This is a genomic window from Paenibacillus taichungensis, from assembly GCF_050994985.1.
Lineage (GTDB): Bacteria > Bacillota > Bacilli > Paenibacillales > Paenibacillaceae > Paenibacillus > Paenibacillus taichungensis.
In genome coordinates this window covers 1663501-1677727 of record NZ_CP194720.1, presented here as the reverse complement: position 1 = coordinate 1677727, position 14227 = coordinate 1663501, and the positions used below count along the sequence as shown (strand labels likewise).

The following is a 14227-nucleotide window of genomic DNA, read 5'->3' as shown; positions in this document are numbered from 1 at the left end:
AGATAATGATTCAAACCTTTTTCTAATGAATACTCAATTTATGGGGTAAGTCCCAAATAAGAAAGGACACTATGAATCCTTCATCCATACCATCCATGTTGCATCAAATCATCCCGCCGCTGGATCTGCGCAGTTGCTTAGTCAGTGTACGTGGTGAAATCATTTACGAGCACTACCGCAATCAAGAAGCAGCAACCCATATTGCCAAAATCAATTCCTGCACCAAAAGTGTGCTGTCCGCACTCATATGTATTGCGATGGATCACGGGTGGCTGCCCGAAGCTCCTACTCCAATCTCCACCTTTTTCCCGCAGTTGGTGTCAGACCCTGACTCCCGCAAACCGGAGATTACGTTAGAGCAGTTATTAACGATGACGGCTGGATTCAACTGGGACGAATTCGGAGGACAGAATTCATTTCCTCGTATGACTCGTACGGATCACTGGGTGAACTTTGCGTTGGAGCAACGTTTAAGTCATGTGCCAGGTACATATATGGAATACAATTCGGGGGTATCACAAATATTGTCTGCCATCCTCATGCAAAGTACAGGAATGTCCGTAGCCGAATTCGCGGAACGTTATCTATTTGGCCCTTTGGGAATCCAACAGTATGAATGGGAAAGCGACCCACAGGGTGTACATACCGGAGGGTTCGGCTTAAAGATGTTGCCGGAGGATTTACTGAAATTTGGACAACTGTTTTTGCAACAAGGCATGTGGAACGGGCAGTCGCTGATTGCGAGTGATCTTGTTAGCCGCTCTACAAAACCTGCCATTTCGGTTACTCCACCCAATCATGGTAGTTACGCTTGGCATTGGTGGGTGGATGCTTATACCAACGAAACTTCAGAAGCTAAGGTTGCGGAACAGCCCACTTCCATACTCCACTATTATTACGCCCGTGGATTTGGTGGACAATTTGTATATATCGTCCCGTCCCTGGAACTCGTTGCCGTACTCACCAATGACAAAAGAAAGAAGGAAAAACCTCCGCTGGATGTGTTCCCCAAACGAATTGCACCCCAATTGGTAAAATTCTTATAGACCTTTTCTTTGAGTTGTGAATCAAACCAAATAACCCCATAGCTTACCCGGCATTCACCGGTAACTATAGGGTTATTCCATTACTTCTTACATCGATCCTCAGCCAAGTTCATCTCACCAAAGCCTCTTCCACAGCCATGGTTATGGGATAAGGACCCGATTCTTTGTTGGAGAGGACAACAACTTGCAGGTTGTGATCTGGATATACGGAAGACATGAACGACACGCCAGGATCGAAACCCATCACATGATATTTAAATAACGCTTCCCCTCTCCGATTAATCCAGATCCCTTGCCCATAATAGGTTTCATCATCCTCATGGACATATGGCGTGATTAACTTTCCCGTCGTTTCTTCGCCCAACAGTTCATTACTGAATAACGCATTCCAGAAACGAATCATATCCGGCGCTGTTATATAAGCTCCACCATCAGCCCCACCCTTAACAGGAATGGAAAAAATGTTACTGGTCCAGGAGCCATCCTCCTGATCCATATATCCGATCGCAGTATTACGGGGAAGACGATCTGTCTCGAAGTAGCCCGAATCCGACATGCCGCACTTGTTAAAAATATTTTGCTCTACGTAGTCTGTAAACGACTGCCCCGTGTGCTCTTCAACAATGAGACCCAATACGATAAATGCCGCATTATTATAATGGAACCGTCCACCCGGAGCTGATTTCATGGGCTGATTCTGAAACATTGGCAGAAAATCATTCAACTGCCGCATCGAATAGACGGGTCGTTCCTTCCACAACTCAGCGAAATCTTCCATCACTTCTTCATCAAAATAGTCCGGGATGCCTGAAGTATGGGTTAACAGCTGATGAATTGTAACTCCTTGATCCCATAGAGGAAACTTAATGCTCAAGACATCTGCCAATCTGGAATCATACGATAATTTTCCTTGTTCAATCAATTGGCAAATACTCACTGCCGTAAAAATCTTGCATCCAGATGCAATGCCAAACCGTGTATGTGGCTGATTCAAACGTTCATCACTTCGATTGGCATATGCACGAGTCGTACTTAATAGGGTATGCCCGTTTTGTTTTATCAATATTACGCCCGAAAAATCAACGTTCTCCATCACTTCTGTTATTCTGCGTGTCAGATCCGTTATACTCTTCATCATCGTCCACCTAACTTTTTTCAATTCGATTTCCATGCTCAGATGCTGCTCAATCACGTTTTTGTTTCAATGTTAAGGAGTCCATTACCGCAAGCCTTGCAGATCAGCCGCTGAACTTCCAACCTCCGTCTTCCTATCACGGGAAGATCTCGTATTTATTAAATAGTATAACGTCGCGTAGATCGTAAGAATAAACGTGCCAAAGAACATACAGAAAGCCAGCGATGGACGACTTACACTTTCATGCATAAGATCAACCAACGTCTCACGATTGGTTAACGCATCCCAGCTGTTCAAGCGATATACACGTCCAAGCAGAACACCGTAACTCCCCAGTGCACAACCCCCTAGCACAAAGATCCATGAAACCCATCGTCCCATTTTGTGATGGATCATTTCCTGAAGCTGATACATCGAAAGGAATCCTAGCAATAAACCCGTCCAAACGAACATCAAGACCACAATTAAGTCATACCAGTACTTGTAATCCAATCCATTGGCTCCGCCATAATAGCGGGAACTGCGTGCCGTCAGGTGAACAAGATCCGTTACAATGTAGGAAGAGTTCGGGAAGAACAATAACCAGAGCAGTCCGCTTGCAACGGCAAACCATGCTGCCCCTTTCCATTTAACATGGCTAAAACCATAAGCCATATAGGAGAATACAAAAGGAATCCAGCCCAGGAACAGGTTCCAGATAAGGAAGCGAAAATAGCGCTGATCCAGCCAATCCGCAGCCGCGTAATACAAACCCAGGGTCACCACTGTGACCACACTTAGAAAAATAAATACTTTAATATAATTCAGTTTTCTCAATGATATTTACCTCACTTGATCCTGAAATACATTCAGTTCCGAAAATATCGGATGATCTCTTCCTTGTTCTTTTCCACACGCAGATTTAGTCCGCGTTTATCCTTTAACCCATATTGCTGTAGTTCATGTCCCGGATCAAGCACCAACGGTTTCATTACTACATCTTCCAACAAGTTCATTGTCAGTTGATAGGTTTCACGCAGTTTATCCACCGGAATAATCGATTCATATCGCTTGATCAACTCAATCAGCCGTTCCGCATACACTAGACGCACCATACTGTCCGAACTCATCAACTGTCTTGATGCGAATGCTGTGACTGCAGCAATAATCAGAGGATTTGCATGATATTTGGCAATTGACGTAAGCTCATCAACTGCGTCCCAGTTCATGATAGATAATCCAGCGGTTAACTGACCTATTCTTTCATCCATCCATGTCTGCTCCAGCTCTTGCGGCACATCCCATTGCTTATAGTCTGTATAAACACCACCACGATGCATCTGAATAGCGCTCCCATAATGTTTAACGAATATCCCTTTGGGAACACTCCAATCGGTTTCCATCCAACCACCACCATACCTGTCTCTATTTTCGCTTATAACCGGCACACAATACATAAATTTACTGTTGAAGACCATACTAGGATCATACCATTTCCCAAAGGAGAATCAAATTCACAATGAATCCAAATTCAATGCAGCCTCCAAACCGAATGCAACCTGCTAACAACGCAAATTCAGACTTCACATCCCACTTGAACCATGGCGGGCATGAAATGTTTGATATGCATGAAATTCTGTCAGGGGCCATCAACGTATTGGATCAATACATGATGTTTAGAACATTTGTACAAGACACTGAACTTCTCGGCATCCTTGATCGTCAATACAATTTCATGTTATCCCAATACAATCTGACTGCAGAATGTTTCTCCACTGGACACAAACCTCATCAGGAGACAGCAACTTACATGATCCCAAATATCGTTCCGCCTGTATATGGCCTCAAGCCGTCCGCACCGAAAAAGCCGAATCAATCCCTCACCGATGTCAAAGATGCTGGAATCAGCGGTCATATGCTGGGTTTGATCAAATCACACGCTTCTCTACTGGCCATGTCTGCGCCTGAAATTACAAACGGAGCCGTGCGGAGAGTCATCGCTTCCCAAGTGCAACACTTTATTGAGATGGCCTACGAAATTTTCATGTATCAAAATCAACACGCCTATTACCAAGTTCCGCAACTGAATGCAAATGATACCAAACAGATGCTTCAGGCCTACGTCCCTGCAAATGGAGCCCCTCAGATGCCACAGAACAATAAACCACCTCTGCATTAATCTAAAATAAGCTTAATCAACAAAGAACAGCATCTTCAACCTACTCAAGGTTGAAAGATGCTGTTCTTTGTTATTTCCAGAATCATCTCATGTTTGCAGCATATCTTGAATAACACATTTTATTTTCAAGGAATTCTACCTTGATTCGATTACCAGAAACTGGTTTAATCAGAATGTGATCACAACTACTCATTATGTAACATGGGAGGTTTTTGAATGCGATTGAATCCAACGATTAAAATTGGTTTTCTAGCCATTACATTAAGCTTTACAACCATCTGTGCAACTCTTATAACATCCCAAACTACATTGGCTGCACCTATCCCAGCTTCCAAAGCGGTATATCATCAATTTCAAATGTATTCAAAAAATGCAGTGAAATCCACGCCCAGTCTGGTTCAAGCACGTAAATATCTATTGAATCATATCGATGAAGTTGGCCCCTGGCAGGCCACCCTGATGACCCTTCAACTGGAGAATTTGCAAAAGATCAGACTGGCTGACTTGGATCAAAAAATGTATACGGAACCGTTTCAAAGCGTTCTCTATGAAGCCCATACCAACATAGGTTATGAACAAAAGCTTACATATAGCAGTCTGCTCAAAGTGATTAAAGAACCGGCGGTTCGCAAGCTCTTGCAGGAAGCCTCCGATCTGGGATTCAAACTGGAAACCAGTGAAGGTCTATACTATCCTATCATCAATTATGAGATGTACAAAAAGTTTCAGCCCTACGTGAAACCTGACATTGTTGCTTACATTGATATTATGGCTGCGGAATCCAACCAGCCCACAACTTCCGATGCGGCCTTTATCATAACCTGGGATGAACTCATCCGGCGTACTCTAGAGAAGGAAGCTTTTCTGAATAACTTTCCAAGCTCTAATCGTGCGTCAGCAGTCAAGAATTCACTGTACGTTGGTTACCTGTTTTATGGAAGTGATAACTCTCCTGCCTATGACTGGTACACGGAAGAAGAAATTCGTACTATCGATCCAGAAGTGAAAAAAGCATATGAAAAGGCTGTGGCAAATAGGGAGCGCAATACGAAGAGTGTACTTCTGGATACAGTGGAGAGGATATTGCATCTTCTCGATGAGAGTAACGACGAACTCACCCCAGAAATCAAAGAAATCACTGACCATGTTGAAAACCTATTTGCCAATGATTAATAAATATTAACCGGTCCAAAGTGGATGGTTGTTAGTTTACAATAAAATTAGCTACAGTCTTAAAGCTAAAAAAGCGGCACTCCTCTTTACAGGGTGTGCCGCTTTAACATGCCTTGAGCCCTTCTTATATCATTTCAGAAAAGTATTATCTCGATACCGATGTAAGTTTGTCTGGATTCACAACGAGATAGAACCCCTCTATTCTTTCTCCAAGAGAGTCCAGTTCCAAACACAGAACTTCGGACAACTGTCCGTTTTCCAGTAACGCAAGGTGCTGCTCTCCGTTGATATATGTGGGCACCCACTCTCGTTCTCGCAATCGGGTAAGTACCCGGCGAGAGGTCAACAAAGCGAGTACACCTTTATGAACTCTCATCGTTCTCATGACCGTATGCACACTTCCACCGCCATCTGCCGTAAAAACGGGTTGTTCGGCAAGCAGCTCAAGCATCTCGGAGACATCATAATTTAGAAAAGCAGTTGTAAAACGAGCCAGCAATTGCTTTTTTGCAGCATAATTTGCAGAACTCTGTTCCATCGGCGGAAGTCTATCGGGAAGCTTGCGTCTGGCCCGACTAAAGATCTGACGGCAGTTGCTCTCTGATTTGCCCAACCAATCCGCTATTTCCGTATATTCATACTGGAAAGCCTCACGAAGTACAAAAACGGCACGCTCTATCGGGGAAAGCTGCTCCAGCATAACCAGATAAGCATAGGAGATCATCTCCTTCTGCTGCACGGTTTCTTCCGGAATGTTTCCCATTTCACCGTAGCTCATCGGCTCGGGAAGCCATTCTCCAACATAACTTTCCCTTTGATTACGGGCAGAGTTTAGCAGATTCAGACTCCGGTTTACGATTAGTTTAGCAATATAGGACTTAGCATTACGGATATCATCAAGAGACTTGCTCTGAAGCTCTGCAAAACAATCCTGCACAATATCTTCAGCCTCCACAACACTGCCAAGCATGCGGTAAGCAATGGAAAAGGCATAGGCTTTATAACGAATATACAATTCACCAACTTCCAGAGAAGACACTTCTGGCTCATTGGTGAGGGGATTGAATTTCATGAGAATGGCCTCCTCTGGCAGATGGTCGAATGTTTACTTAATTAAAGCAGCCTGGATACATCCCTGTCGTAATGGCAATCCGGTTCCAGCTATTAATCGTGTTGATCGCCATGATCAGATCCACAAGTTCAGCCTCACTGAAATGTTCTCTAACTTTTTCATACAATTCAAGTGGTACCCCTTGTTCGGAAATAAGTGTTACGGCCTCAGCTAGCTCCAGCATAACACGTTCTTTTTCCGTAAACAAAGGCGCCTCGCGCCACACGCTCAGCAGCAAAATGTGATCGGCATAATCTCCAAGCTTCAACAGATCTTTGGCATGCATATCAAGACAGAACGCACAACCATTGATTTGGGATACACGGATTTTCAGCAGCTCATATAACGGTTTGTCATCAAACTGACCTGAAATGTGCTGCTCCAATGCCATCATTGCTTTGAAAGCACCCTGGTTAGCCACTCTATAATTCACTCTTAAACTCATTGCATTCGCCTCCGTATTTTGGTCTACAACCTTAAGACAAATCAATGCTCACATCTGTGACACTTTTCTATAAAAAAATTTTCAACATATTAGGGCACAGAATATAGCTCGATCAATAATTAAGATAATTAATTTGCGTGGAGCTTGCCCGATATAAATATAGTTCACGTAAAGCGTTATGTATAAACAGAATTTTCCGTATTTATGTTAGCTGTTTGATGTATTGTTTGTGATTTTGAACAAATAATCCTTATACATATTGATACACGAAACAAAAGAGTAGTAACATACGGCTACGAAGTAAACTTTCCTGACATAAACAAATGAACGATTCATTATCCTAGCAAGGAGTGACTTCCATGATAACTTCCAATTCCAATCCTCAACTTACATTCGAACTGCCTCGCGGTTGTACGTTCTCCGCTGAAGACTGGCATGTATTATCTCAATATTGGTATCCGATTGCTCAGGCAAGCGAAGTGACAGATAAACCACTTGCCGCTCAATTGCTTGATGTCCGTTTGGTCCTGTATCGCAGCAATGATAAAGTTGTAGTTGCTAAGGATCTTTGTTTTCACCGTGGCGCTCCGCTCAGTAAAGGCTGGGTAGAAAATGGGGAAATCGTCTGTCCATATCATGGTTTCCGTTATAACTGTGAGGGTAAATGTACCGCCGTGCCTGCACACCCCAGCTCCAAAATCTCCCCCAAACTGAAACTTATCGTATATCCTGCGGTTGAACGTTATGGCCTCATCTGGACTTCACTTGCGGGTACCGACGAGCAGATTCCTGCATTCCCGGGATGGGATGATCCAGATTATATTAATATCCTGCCCCCGAACTTTGATATCGCAGGTTCTGCTGGGCGTCAAATGGAAGGATTTCTGGATGTATCCCATTTTGCCTACGTGCATACCGAGACGTTCGGGGACCGAAACAACACGGAAGTGCCCCAATACAAAGTAAAACGCGAAGGCAAAGAACTGCTTGCCGAATACTGGAGTTCTGTTAGCAACTATGGCAAAGGTCAAGATAATGTAGCACCCGATGGTTTTCAGTGGTTGCGTGAATTCCGCGTATTTCCACCATTCGCCGCATCACTGACGGTTCACTTCCCGGAGAACGATAAGCTGAACATTCTGAACTGTGCCTCTCCCATCTCAGCACGTTTTACGCGGTTGTTCTGTCCGATTACCCGTAACTTTGACAAGGATGCTCCGATTGAAGATACCATTAAGTTTAACTTGCAAGTATTTGAGGAAGATCGGGAAATGGTGGAATCACAAAAGCCAGAGGATTTGCCACTGGATCTGCATGCAGAAGCGCACATTCCCGCAGACCGTACCTCTATCGCTTATCGTCAGTTATTGACAGAGCTTGGTTTGGGACGGAATTACACATCATAAAATAAATACAAATGAATACAAAAAGAAGCGTTCCTACGAACGCTTCTTTTGTATAGTTGCTACACTTTCACTCGTGACAATGTACTGGGTTTTACCCCATATAAATGCCTTATATCGAACACTTACCCTTGATTATTGGTGTTCACAGGAGGTTCTGTATAATACGGACAGCCTGGTTCGTGAATAATACGGGGATCAATCCATGTTCCCCAATATGGAAGGCGATTTACATACGGCTGTGCGTTAGGCTGACTATTTGGCTGCGGCATGTTTGTTGCCGGAGAAACTTGAGTAACACAGTCCACTGGCGGACCAACGATTACTGTTTTTTGAATTGGAGCAAGTGTTTCCTTCACCTTGTTCTCATCCAGACAATACGTATGGGCCAGAACACTCGCAGGTGTCAGTCGTAAAATATCCGAACCAAATATAGCTTCAGGAACCGGGGCATCGAAGATAGCCAGCAGATGGGTCTGATCTACCGTTGCAATTTCATAGTGCCACCAACCTTGCGGAACATTAGCTACTTGACCCGGAGTAATCGTAAAGTTCAGCAACTCATTAGTAAACGGGTTTATAAGGGAAACGACGGCGGAACCACTGATGCAATACACCAGCTCGGATGCATTCTGATGAATATGGGGTTCAACCACATTGCCTGTGCTAAGAAAAATGTCCAGTAAGGATACGTTACCCAAAGTGTTTAATTGATGAATGGAGAGAAAGTTAATATAGTTATTTCCGTCTTTTTGGAAGAAAGGATTCTGGTTCACGTCAAATGTAAATTGGGTGGTTGGTAAGGTATAGTCCATATAGGAAGTTGCCAAAATAAACGCCTGCCCTTCGCTCTCGGTTTAGGTGATAACCTATAACGCCAGCTTATGCTCTGGGCTTCTATGCGTGAGCCCATTTCTGCTGAAGGGTTATGATACAGCTACCAAATCTTATCCACCTTTACCCGTACCACGTTCTATTAAGCCCTCTGTGTCACTCCATTGCATCGCAGCATAGGCTAATATCATCAATCAAACACTGGAGGCATGCATCATGGCATACGGACCTGGTTCAGTTCCTATCCCGCCAACTGCGGGTTATCCTTACCCTTATTATCCACCGCCACCCTATCCATACCCCTACCCTTATCCATATCCCTATCCACCCATCGTGCCGTTTCCGCTGCCCTTTCCCATCGGACATATTGGAGGCCCAGGATGGCATGGCGGTTACCCGGGTGGTCCACACGGTCCATTCCCTGGAGGCGGCTATCCGGGCGGTCCACATGGCGGAGGACCCGGGGGCCCTGGTGGACCTGGCGGAGGTTTCCACGGCCATCGTTTCTTCCAATGGTAAAATAGCAATGCAGGAGCTGCTACCGGCAGCTCCTGTCTTTGTTCAACTTTCTTTTAAAACATCCAATGATGTCCTTCTTTCGAACAGCATCCTGCCTGCTCAATACTCAATCTCATCCATAATCTTCAGATTACGGTTGGACACTTCCAGCAAGTCAGTAAACGTCTCAGATACATAATAGACAAAGTCCGGATCATGCACATACATAATCACTTGCCCGTAGGTTCCTTTCTCTGTCGGATCAAAATCAAGCATCAAATACAGGGAGCCTCCCGCCATCGTTGCAAAAGGAATCCACGCTTTATGGAATAAGAAGGGCTTAATCTCCGGGTCCAGTTTGCTGATCTCTTCGTCAGAATAGTACTCGTCCAATTTCTCATCTACTTCACAGAAGTATTGTTTGGTTTCCCGAATTTCCTGCAATGACATCAGATAAAACGGATTACATTCCTCTGCCTCCGCATCACCCGGATACAAGATATGAAATGCATAACCACTGCCATCCTTCCGCTTATAGAAGGCACGAAAATCCTCCGGCAACCGGACGCCATACTCCGTTTCAAATGCATTTAGACTTTCCTCAGAGACACCCTCCCGATGCTGGTATTCCTCGTATAACTGCCGAATTTCATCATCATGGATTTTTTCGTTCAGGAGCTCATTCAACGCATCAAACAAATCATTCCATTTTGCATTAGCCTCAGGTGTCATACACACCCCTCCCTTTTCAACTCTTTTCAACAACCCGTTCCCGCACATATTCCTGATATCCCCAGAACGCCTCTTCTTCCCCTCCGTCTTCGATCAGCACCATAACAGCGTAGGAAAACAGATCCAGCCAACGTTCCATCAACGCGACCTGTGCATCTGATATCAATCGATTACTACGCAACATTCCTTCAGGCTCGACGGCCCAAGCACGTCCAAGGTGGGTGATTCCCCACAGTGAAGCCATAACTTCACGATCCAGGGTAGATTGCTTTAGTTCAGGAGCTGCTTCTTCACGGTTCATTTCAACCTCCACCTTACCCAATCTTTGATCTTCAATCACTGGTGTTCACCAACGTAAAGGTTCTTCTCCACGCCATAACACGTAGCGCTCAATTTCACGGAGGGTGCCTGTGCCTATGCCATACTCATCCATCTGATCAGAGTGCAGATCAAGAATATGCAGCATGCCCCCGAACGTACCCACTGCAAGCTTTGACTGGTCAGGAGAGCTCGCCAAGGAATAGATGGTGCTGCCTACAAAATGTCTCCACACTTCCTGCCCATCACCATTCACACAATATAAATATCCGTATGCGTCACCAAGCACCATGCCTGCACCCAACTCCACTGCAGCGTAAACACGGGCATTCTCATCCATTACAGGCCAATCTTCCTTACTCTCATTACCATCGATCGTTTCCAGCTGAACTTGTATTGTAGCACCGTTATAAAAGTGACAGGCATTAAACCATACCTCTGAGCTGTCTGCAGTGAATACCGCATAATGAGGATAGCTGGATTCAGGATAAAGGGAATACGTCTTATTTTGTTTGCGATCCAGAACCATATGGTTACTGACCTGGCTGCCGTAGGCAATCCAGCGACCGTCACGTGAGACTGCTGCATGGCCCATATCAATCTGTGTATCTTCCAACTCATATTCTTCGATCTCTGCCGGATCCGGGTGCAGCAGGGATACCTGATCTTGGTCTACCAGGTAGATTCCATAATTGGAGAAGATAAGAACGGATTTCCCATCATTGAATGGAATAAGTCCTTCAAGTGTGCGTTCCGGATGCTCACAGTCAGCAAGGGATTCAATGCGTGGCAAAGCCTTCTGAATACTGGATTGAATATCTTCCCAGCGATACACCGCAAGCTCGTGTCCTTCTAGTTGACGATCTGGTTGTCTGATGATACGAATACCTTCCGATCCGGCCAGCGCATAATCTACACCATCTGACGAACAACCTGCGAAGGTATACTGAGAGAATGGCAACCATCCGTTTGGATCAGCCGTATATACACAGCCATTCTCCGTGAAGGTGCCGGTTGTGAATACTATTGTTTCTGTGTTCAGATAACCTACCACCCGAACGGCCTGCATGGCAGATTGAAAATGTTCGTTCATTGGCCATGTTGCAGCAGGCAGTTCAAGCCGGAGCCGTTCCAAATCCCCTTGAAGATTGGCTTGCTTTACCATCTCCCACACCTCAGTGCTGATCTGCGTTCTGGCATCCTCCGCGAGCTCCGATTCATCCAGTTGTTCTCCTGCCATGCCTCTGCGTACAAATGCATTGACATCTTTTGCGTATCGTTTGCCTTCATTACGCCATGTTTCCGCAATTTCTTCGTTTATCCAACTCAATGATTATTCCTCCACTCCGCCTCTGTCCATAACTGTACAGTGATGTGCCAGCAAAAATTGATCCAGATCATGATCCGTTGCACCTTCCATCCCGTGCATTTCTTCATAGAAAAGCGCAATTTCCCTGCCGTTCGCATAATTAAAACGTAAATATCCACCCATGGAGACCCTAAAAAGCTTACATGTATACTCATTTTCCATCACTGCATCCCACTTGAATTTACTTTTACACAAATCGGCCAGTTCTTTCATGGAGCCTTCACGCTCAACGTTAACCAAGTGGTAGAACGTATGGTTTCGCAGCTCGTTCCACGGTTCAAAATACGCCGGGGTCAGCGGTTTATCCTGATGGTAATATTCGCAATAGATCTGGTCCAGTGTCTCTCCAAAGTCTGCTTCAGAGCATGTCCACAGAATAATATGCTCATCATGACGCGGGAGCCACAACAATCCCTTCACATCTGGATGAATCGCCAGGAAATCACCATCCACCGAACTGCCGATACTGATGCACTCTTGAAGCTGATCCTGAGTAACGGGTGTATCCTCCGTGTGCATCCAAAAATCATATTCAGCAAAAGGCTTCAGTACCTCCTGATCCGGCCGCTGCACATTCATCCAGCCCGTATACGTGCCTTCCCCGTATTTTTCCAGCCATTGGCGATATGACGCAGGTAACGAGATGGAATGCTGTTCTTCAAAATGATCCAGTTCCTTAGCCGGTACGGGCTTCAACGCATGAGTTACTATATACATTCACAACATCTCCCTACGATCGTTTCGTTCAATTCACGATAGTTCATTCAATCGATCAGCAATTCAACCAGGTAAAGGCTAAGCCAATTCTTCCTGCACAATTTCGGTTAGTACACCCTTGCGGTTTACAATACTAATGGCAAATGCATCATAGCCGTCACGTTTCACCTGCTCAAAATCCATGCGCTCTCCCGTAATTAATTCGTAGGTTCCATCTTCATCTACATCTTCCCCGAACTCATCATCCCACGGCACGTTGTAAAAGGCAGATAGCTGTACTTCAAATATGTCTTCCCCTTCAACGTCCAGATAGGGCCGTAACGGCCTGTTATTCAGGTCTTCCTCTGGATATGTCTCACACAACATCGCATCATAACCATGTTTGGCTGAATCGATGAGCAAGTAACGTTCCCCTGTTACGGTATGCTCTGCATATACAATGAGCGGTGTCGAATCATGCCAGGTTATCAGATCATCTTCGGTTAAGTCACCATAATAAAAGATATGGAACTTGTCATGTCCATCGCTCGTTTGCAACTTGCCTTTCCATTCGACTTCATGAGTCTGAACATCCGAAATCTCCCGAACCAAACCTTCCAAATATGTAGGTCCTTTATGTACACCAAATAAATTCATCATCTCGCCTCCGCTTTATTCATTCGAATGGTTACGACTTTATGTTCTTCATCTACATCCAGCTTCACATCGATGTCTAACTTATCATGGAACAAAGCCGTAACGTTGATATAAGGATCACGAGCAGCTTCGCTGCCTCCATTACTAGAACGACTCATCCCCTGATGAATGATGGATTGGACCAGTTGTCCATCCCCTTTCCCAGTATTTTGATAAGTATAAATCACCTCTTTGTCCTTATTATAAAAATTCAACACCGTTGTAAAATCTTTGGCATTGGTATATTGCTTTTCGGATTTTACATATTCATTTTCTGTGGATTGATAGCTCACTGTACCCGCCAGATAGGGATTATCTTCACTGGGTCGAACATCAAACTCCTGATAAGCGATGTGAAAAAGGTATTGAATATGATTCATATCTACACGGTAATATAACTGCCTGTTGTTTTCCTCCTTGTCCATGGCAGCGAAACTGTTAATGAGCGGCCAGGCTTCATAGGATTTGCCATTCACGTCGACAGCAAGAGCATAATCAGAGAGTACCTTCTCTTTTTGAAACACACCATACGTCTGTAAAATGAAATAGGCTGGAATGAGTAATACGCCTATTATCACTGCAAATATCATAATCTTTAAACGGAATTTCATGA

Annotated in this window: 17 protein-coding genes; 5 read left to right on the top strand and 12 right to left on the bottom strand. The window is 44.6% G+C overall.

The genetic code is table 11. The annotated features are described in order from the left end of the window. The first annotated feature begins 71 nt into the window (after positions 1 to 71). The gene (locus tag ACR1R9_RS07760; RefSeq protein WP_433921407.1) at positions 72 to 1046 is read left to right on the top strand and encodes a serine hydrolase domain-containing protein; all 975 of its coding nucleotides are present in this window, start codon (positions 72 to 74) and stop codon (positions 1044 to 1046) included. A 109-nt stretch (positions 1047 to 1155) separates the two neighbouring features. Here ACR1R9_RS07760 and ACR1R9_RS07755 read toward each other — a convergent pair whose 3' ends face one another. From ACR1R9_RS07755 to ACR1R9_RS07745, 3 genes are all read right to left on the bottom strand, one after another. Then, complete coding sequence (locus tag ACR1R9_RS07755) at positions 1156 to 2184, bottom strand: serine hydrolase domain-containing protein (protein WP_433921408.1); 1029 nt, start codon at positions 2182 to 2184, stop codon at positions 1156 to 1158. Between the two features lie 81 nt (positions 2185 to 2265). Then, complete coding sequence (locus tag ACR1R9_RS07750) at positions 2266 to 2997, bottom strand: DUF1361 domain-containing protein (RefSeq protein ID WP_433921409.1); 732 nt, start codon at positions 2995 to 2997, stop codon at positions 2266 to 2268. 32 nt (positions 2998 to 3029) lie between these two features. Next, complete coding sequence (locus tag ACR1R9_RS07745; RefSeq protein WP_433921410.1) at positions 3030 to 3563, bottom strand: hypothetical protein; 534 nt, start codon at positions 3561 to 3563, stop codon at positions 3030 to 3032. Positions 3564 to 3712: 149 nt separating this feature from the next. Between ACR1R9_RS07745 and ACR1R9_RS07740 the strand changes: the two genes are divergently transcribed. Together ACR1R9_RS07740 and ACR1R9_RS07735 are read left to right on the top strand one after the other, a co-directional pair. Beyond that, complete coding sequence (locus ACR1R9_RS07740) at positions 3713 to 4339, top strand: spore coat protein (RefSeq protein WP_256716815.1); 627 nt, start codon at positions 3713 to 3715, stop codon at positions 4337 to 4339. Positions 4340 to 4555: 216 nt separating this feature from the next. Next, the gene (locus tag ACR1R9_RS07735; RefSeq protein WP_433921411.1) at positions 4556 to 5512 is read left to right on the top strand and encodes a hypothetical protein; all 957 of its coding nucleotides are present in this window, start codon (positions 4556 to 4558) and stop codon (positions 5510 to 5512) included. Between the two features lie 145 nt (positions 5513 to 5657). Here ACR1R9_RS07735 and ACR1R9_RS07730 read toward each other — a convergent pair whose 3' ends face one another. Both ACR1R9_RS07730 and ACR1R9_RS07725 read right to left on the bottom strand, forming a co-directional pair. Beyond that, the gene (locus tag ACR1R9_RS07730; RefSeq protein ID WP_433921412.1) at positions 5658 to 6584 is read right to left on the bottom strand and encodes a sigma-70 family RNA polymerase sigma factor; all 927 of its coding nucleotides are present in this window, start codon (positions 6582 to 6584) and stop codon (positions 5658 to 5660) included. 37 nt (positions 6585 to 6621) lie between these two features. Further along, positions 6622 to 7068, bottom strand: coding sequence for a carboxymuconolactone decarboxylase family protein (locus tag ACR1R9_RS07725; RefSeq protein ID WP_433921413.1), 447 nt, complete (start codon positions 7066 to 7068; stop codon positions 6622 to 6624). A 359-nt stretch (positions 7069 to 7427) separates the two neighbouring features. Between ACR1R9_RS07725 and ACR1R9_RS07720 the strand changes: the two genes are divergently transcribed. After that, the gene (locus tag ACR1R9_RS07720; protein ID WP_433921414.1) at positions 7428 to 8474 is read left to right on the top strand and encodes a Rieske 2Fe-2S domain-containing protein; all 1047 of its coding nucleotides are present in this window, start codon (positions 7428 to 7430) and stop codon (positions 8472 to 8474) included. 122 nt (positions 8475 to 8596) lie between these two features. Here ACR1R9_RS07720 and ACR1R9_RS07715 read toward each other — a convergent pair whose 3' ends face one another. Next, positions 8597 to 9301 (bottom strand): cupin domain-containing protein, encoded by a 705-nt coding sequence (locus ACR1R9_RS07715; RefSeq protein WP_433921415.1) that lies wholly within the window; start codon positions 9299 to 9301, stop codon positions 8597 to 8599. Between the two features lie 220 nt (positions 9302 to 9521). On the opposite strand from ACR1R9_RS07715, the gene ACR1R9_RS07710 reads away from it, so the two are divergent. Continuing rightward, positions 9522 to 9824: a hypothetical protein gene (locus tag ACR1R9_RS07710; protein ID WP_076289022.1), complete on the top strand. Its 303-nt coding sequence runs from the start codon at positions 9522 to 9524 to the stop codon at positions 9822 to 9824. Positions 9825 to 9923: 99 nt separating this feature from the next. Here ACR1R9_RS07710 and ACR1R9_RS07705 read toward each other — a convergent pair whose 3' ends face one another. The 6 genes from ACR1R9_RS07705 to ACR1R9_RS07680 all read right to left on the bottom strand — a co-directional run bounded on the left by ACR1R9_RS07705 (position 9924) and on the right by ACR1R9_RS07680 (position 14225). Further along, positions 9924 to 10535: an SMI1/KNR4 family protein gene (locus ACR1R9_RS07705; RefSeq protein WP_099858353.1), complete on the bottom strand. Its 612-nt coding sequence runs from the start codon at positions 10533 to 10535 to the stop codon at positions 9924 to 9926. Between the two features lie 16 nt (positions 10536 to 10551). Further along, on the bottom strand, positions 10552 to 10875 hold the full coding sequence (locus tag ACR1R9_RS07700) for a hypothetical protein (RefSeq protein ID WP_433956425.1): 324 nt from the start codon (positions 10873 to 10875) through the stop codon (positions 10552 to 10554). A gap of 6 nt (positions 10876 to 10881) precedes the next feature. After that, complete coding sequence (locus ACR1R9_RS07695; RefSeq protein ID WP_099858354.1) at positions 10882 to 12183, bottom strand: hypothetical protein; 1302 nt, start codon at positions 12181 to 12183, stop codon at positions 10882 to 10884. Positions 12184 to 12186: 3 nt separating this feature from the next. Continuing rightward, entirely contained in the window at positions 12187 to 12939 is a 753-nt protein-coding gene (locus ACR1R9_RS07690; protein ID WP_433921416.1) for an SMI1/KNR4 family protein, read from the bottom strand. A 78-nt stretch (positions 12940 to 13017) separates the two neighbouring features. Next, complete coding sequence (locus tag ACR1R9_RS07685) at positions 13018 to 13575, bottom strand: hypothetical protein (protein WP_099858356.1); 558 nt, start codon at positions 13573 to 13575, stop codon at positions 13018 to 13020. Beyond that, positions 13575 to 14225, bottom strand: a complete 651-nt coding sequence (locus ACR1R9_RS07680) for a hypothetical protein (RefSeq protein WP_175382435.1) — start codon at positions 14223 to 14225, stop codon at positions 13575 to 13577. The genes ACR1R9_RS07685 and ACR1R9_RS07680 overlap by 1 nt, the downstream gene beginning before the upstream one ends. Between the last annotated feature and the right edge of the window lie 2 nt (positions 14226 to 14227).

What these genes read in the sequence shown, in the direction of transcription:
- ACR1R9_RS07760 (WP_433921407.1), top strand. Translation starts at nt 72, where the DNA reads ATGAATCCTTCATCCATACCATCCATGTTGCATCAAATCATCCCGCCG.
- ACR1R9_RS07755 (WP_433921408.1), bottom strand. Translation starts at nt 2,184, where the DNA reads ATGATGAAGAGTATAACGGATCTGACACGCAGAATAACAGAAGTGATG.
- ACR1R9_RS07745 (WP_433921410.1), bottom strand. Translation starts at nt 3,563, where the DNA reads ATGGAAACCGATTGGAGTGTTCCCAAAGGGATATTCGTTAAACATTAT.
- ACR1R9_RS07740 (WP_256716815.1), top strand. Translation starts at nt 3,713, where the DNA reads ATGCAACCTGCTAACAACGCAAATTCAGACTTCACATCCCACTTGAAC.
- ACR1R9_RS07735 (WP_433921411.1), top strand. Translation starts at nt 4,556, where the DNA reads ATGCGATTGAATCCAACGATTAAAATTGGTTTTCTAGCCATTACATTA.
- ACR1R9_RS07730 (WP_433921412.1), bottom strand. Translation starts at nt 6,584, where the DNA reads ATGAAATTCAATCCCCTCACCAATGAGCCAGAAGTGTCTTCTCTGGAA.
- ACR1R9_RS07725 (WP_433921413.1), bottom strand. Translation starts at nt 7,068, where the DNA reads ATGAGTTTAAGAGTGAATTATAGAGTGGCTAACCAGGGTGCTTTCAAA.
- ACR1R9_RS07720 (WP_433921414.1), top strand. Translation starts at nt 7,428, where the DNA reads ATGATAACTTCCAATTCCAATCCTCAACTTACATTCGAACTGCCTCGC.
- ACR1R9_RS07710 (WP_076289022.1), top strand. Translation starts at nt 9,522, where the DNA reads ATGGCATACGGACCTGGTTCAGTTCCTATCCCGCCAACTGCGGGTTAT.
- ACR1R9_RS07705 (WP_099858353.1), bottom strand. Translation starts at nt 10,535, where the DNA reads ATGACACCTGAGGCTAATGCAAAATGGAATGATTTGTTTGATGCGTTG.
- ACR1R9_RS07690 (WP_433921416.1), bottom strand. Translation starts at nt 12,939, where the DNA reads ATGTATATAGTAACTCATGCGTTGAAGCCCGTACCGGCTAAGGAACTG.
- ACR1R9_RS07685 (WP_099858356.1), bottom strand. Translation starts at nt 13,575, where the DNA reads ATGAATTTATTTGGTGTACATAAAGGACCTACATATTTGGAAGGTTTG.
- ACR1R9_RS07680 (WP_175382435.1), bottom strand. Translation starts at nt 14,225, where the DNA reads ATGAAATTCCGTTTAAAGATTATGATATTTGCAGTGATAATAGGCGTA.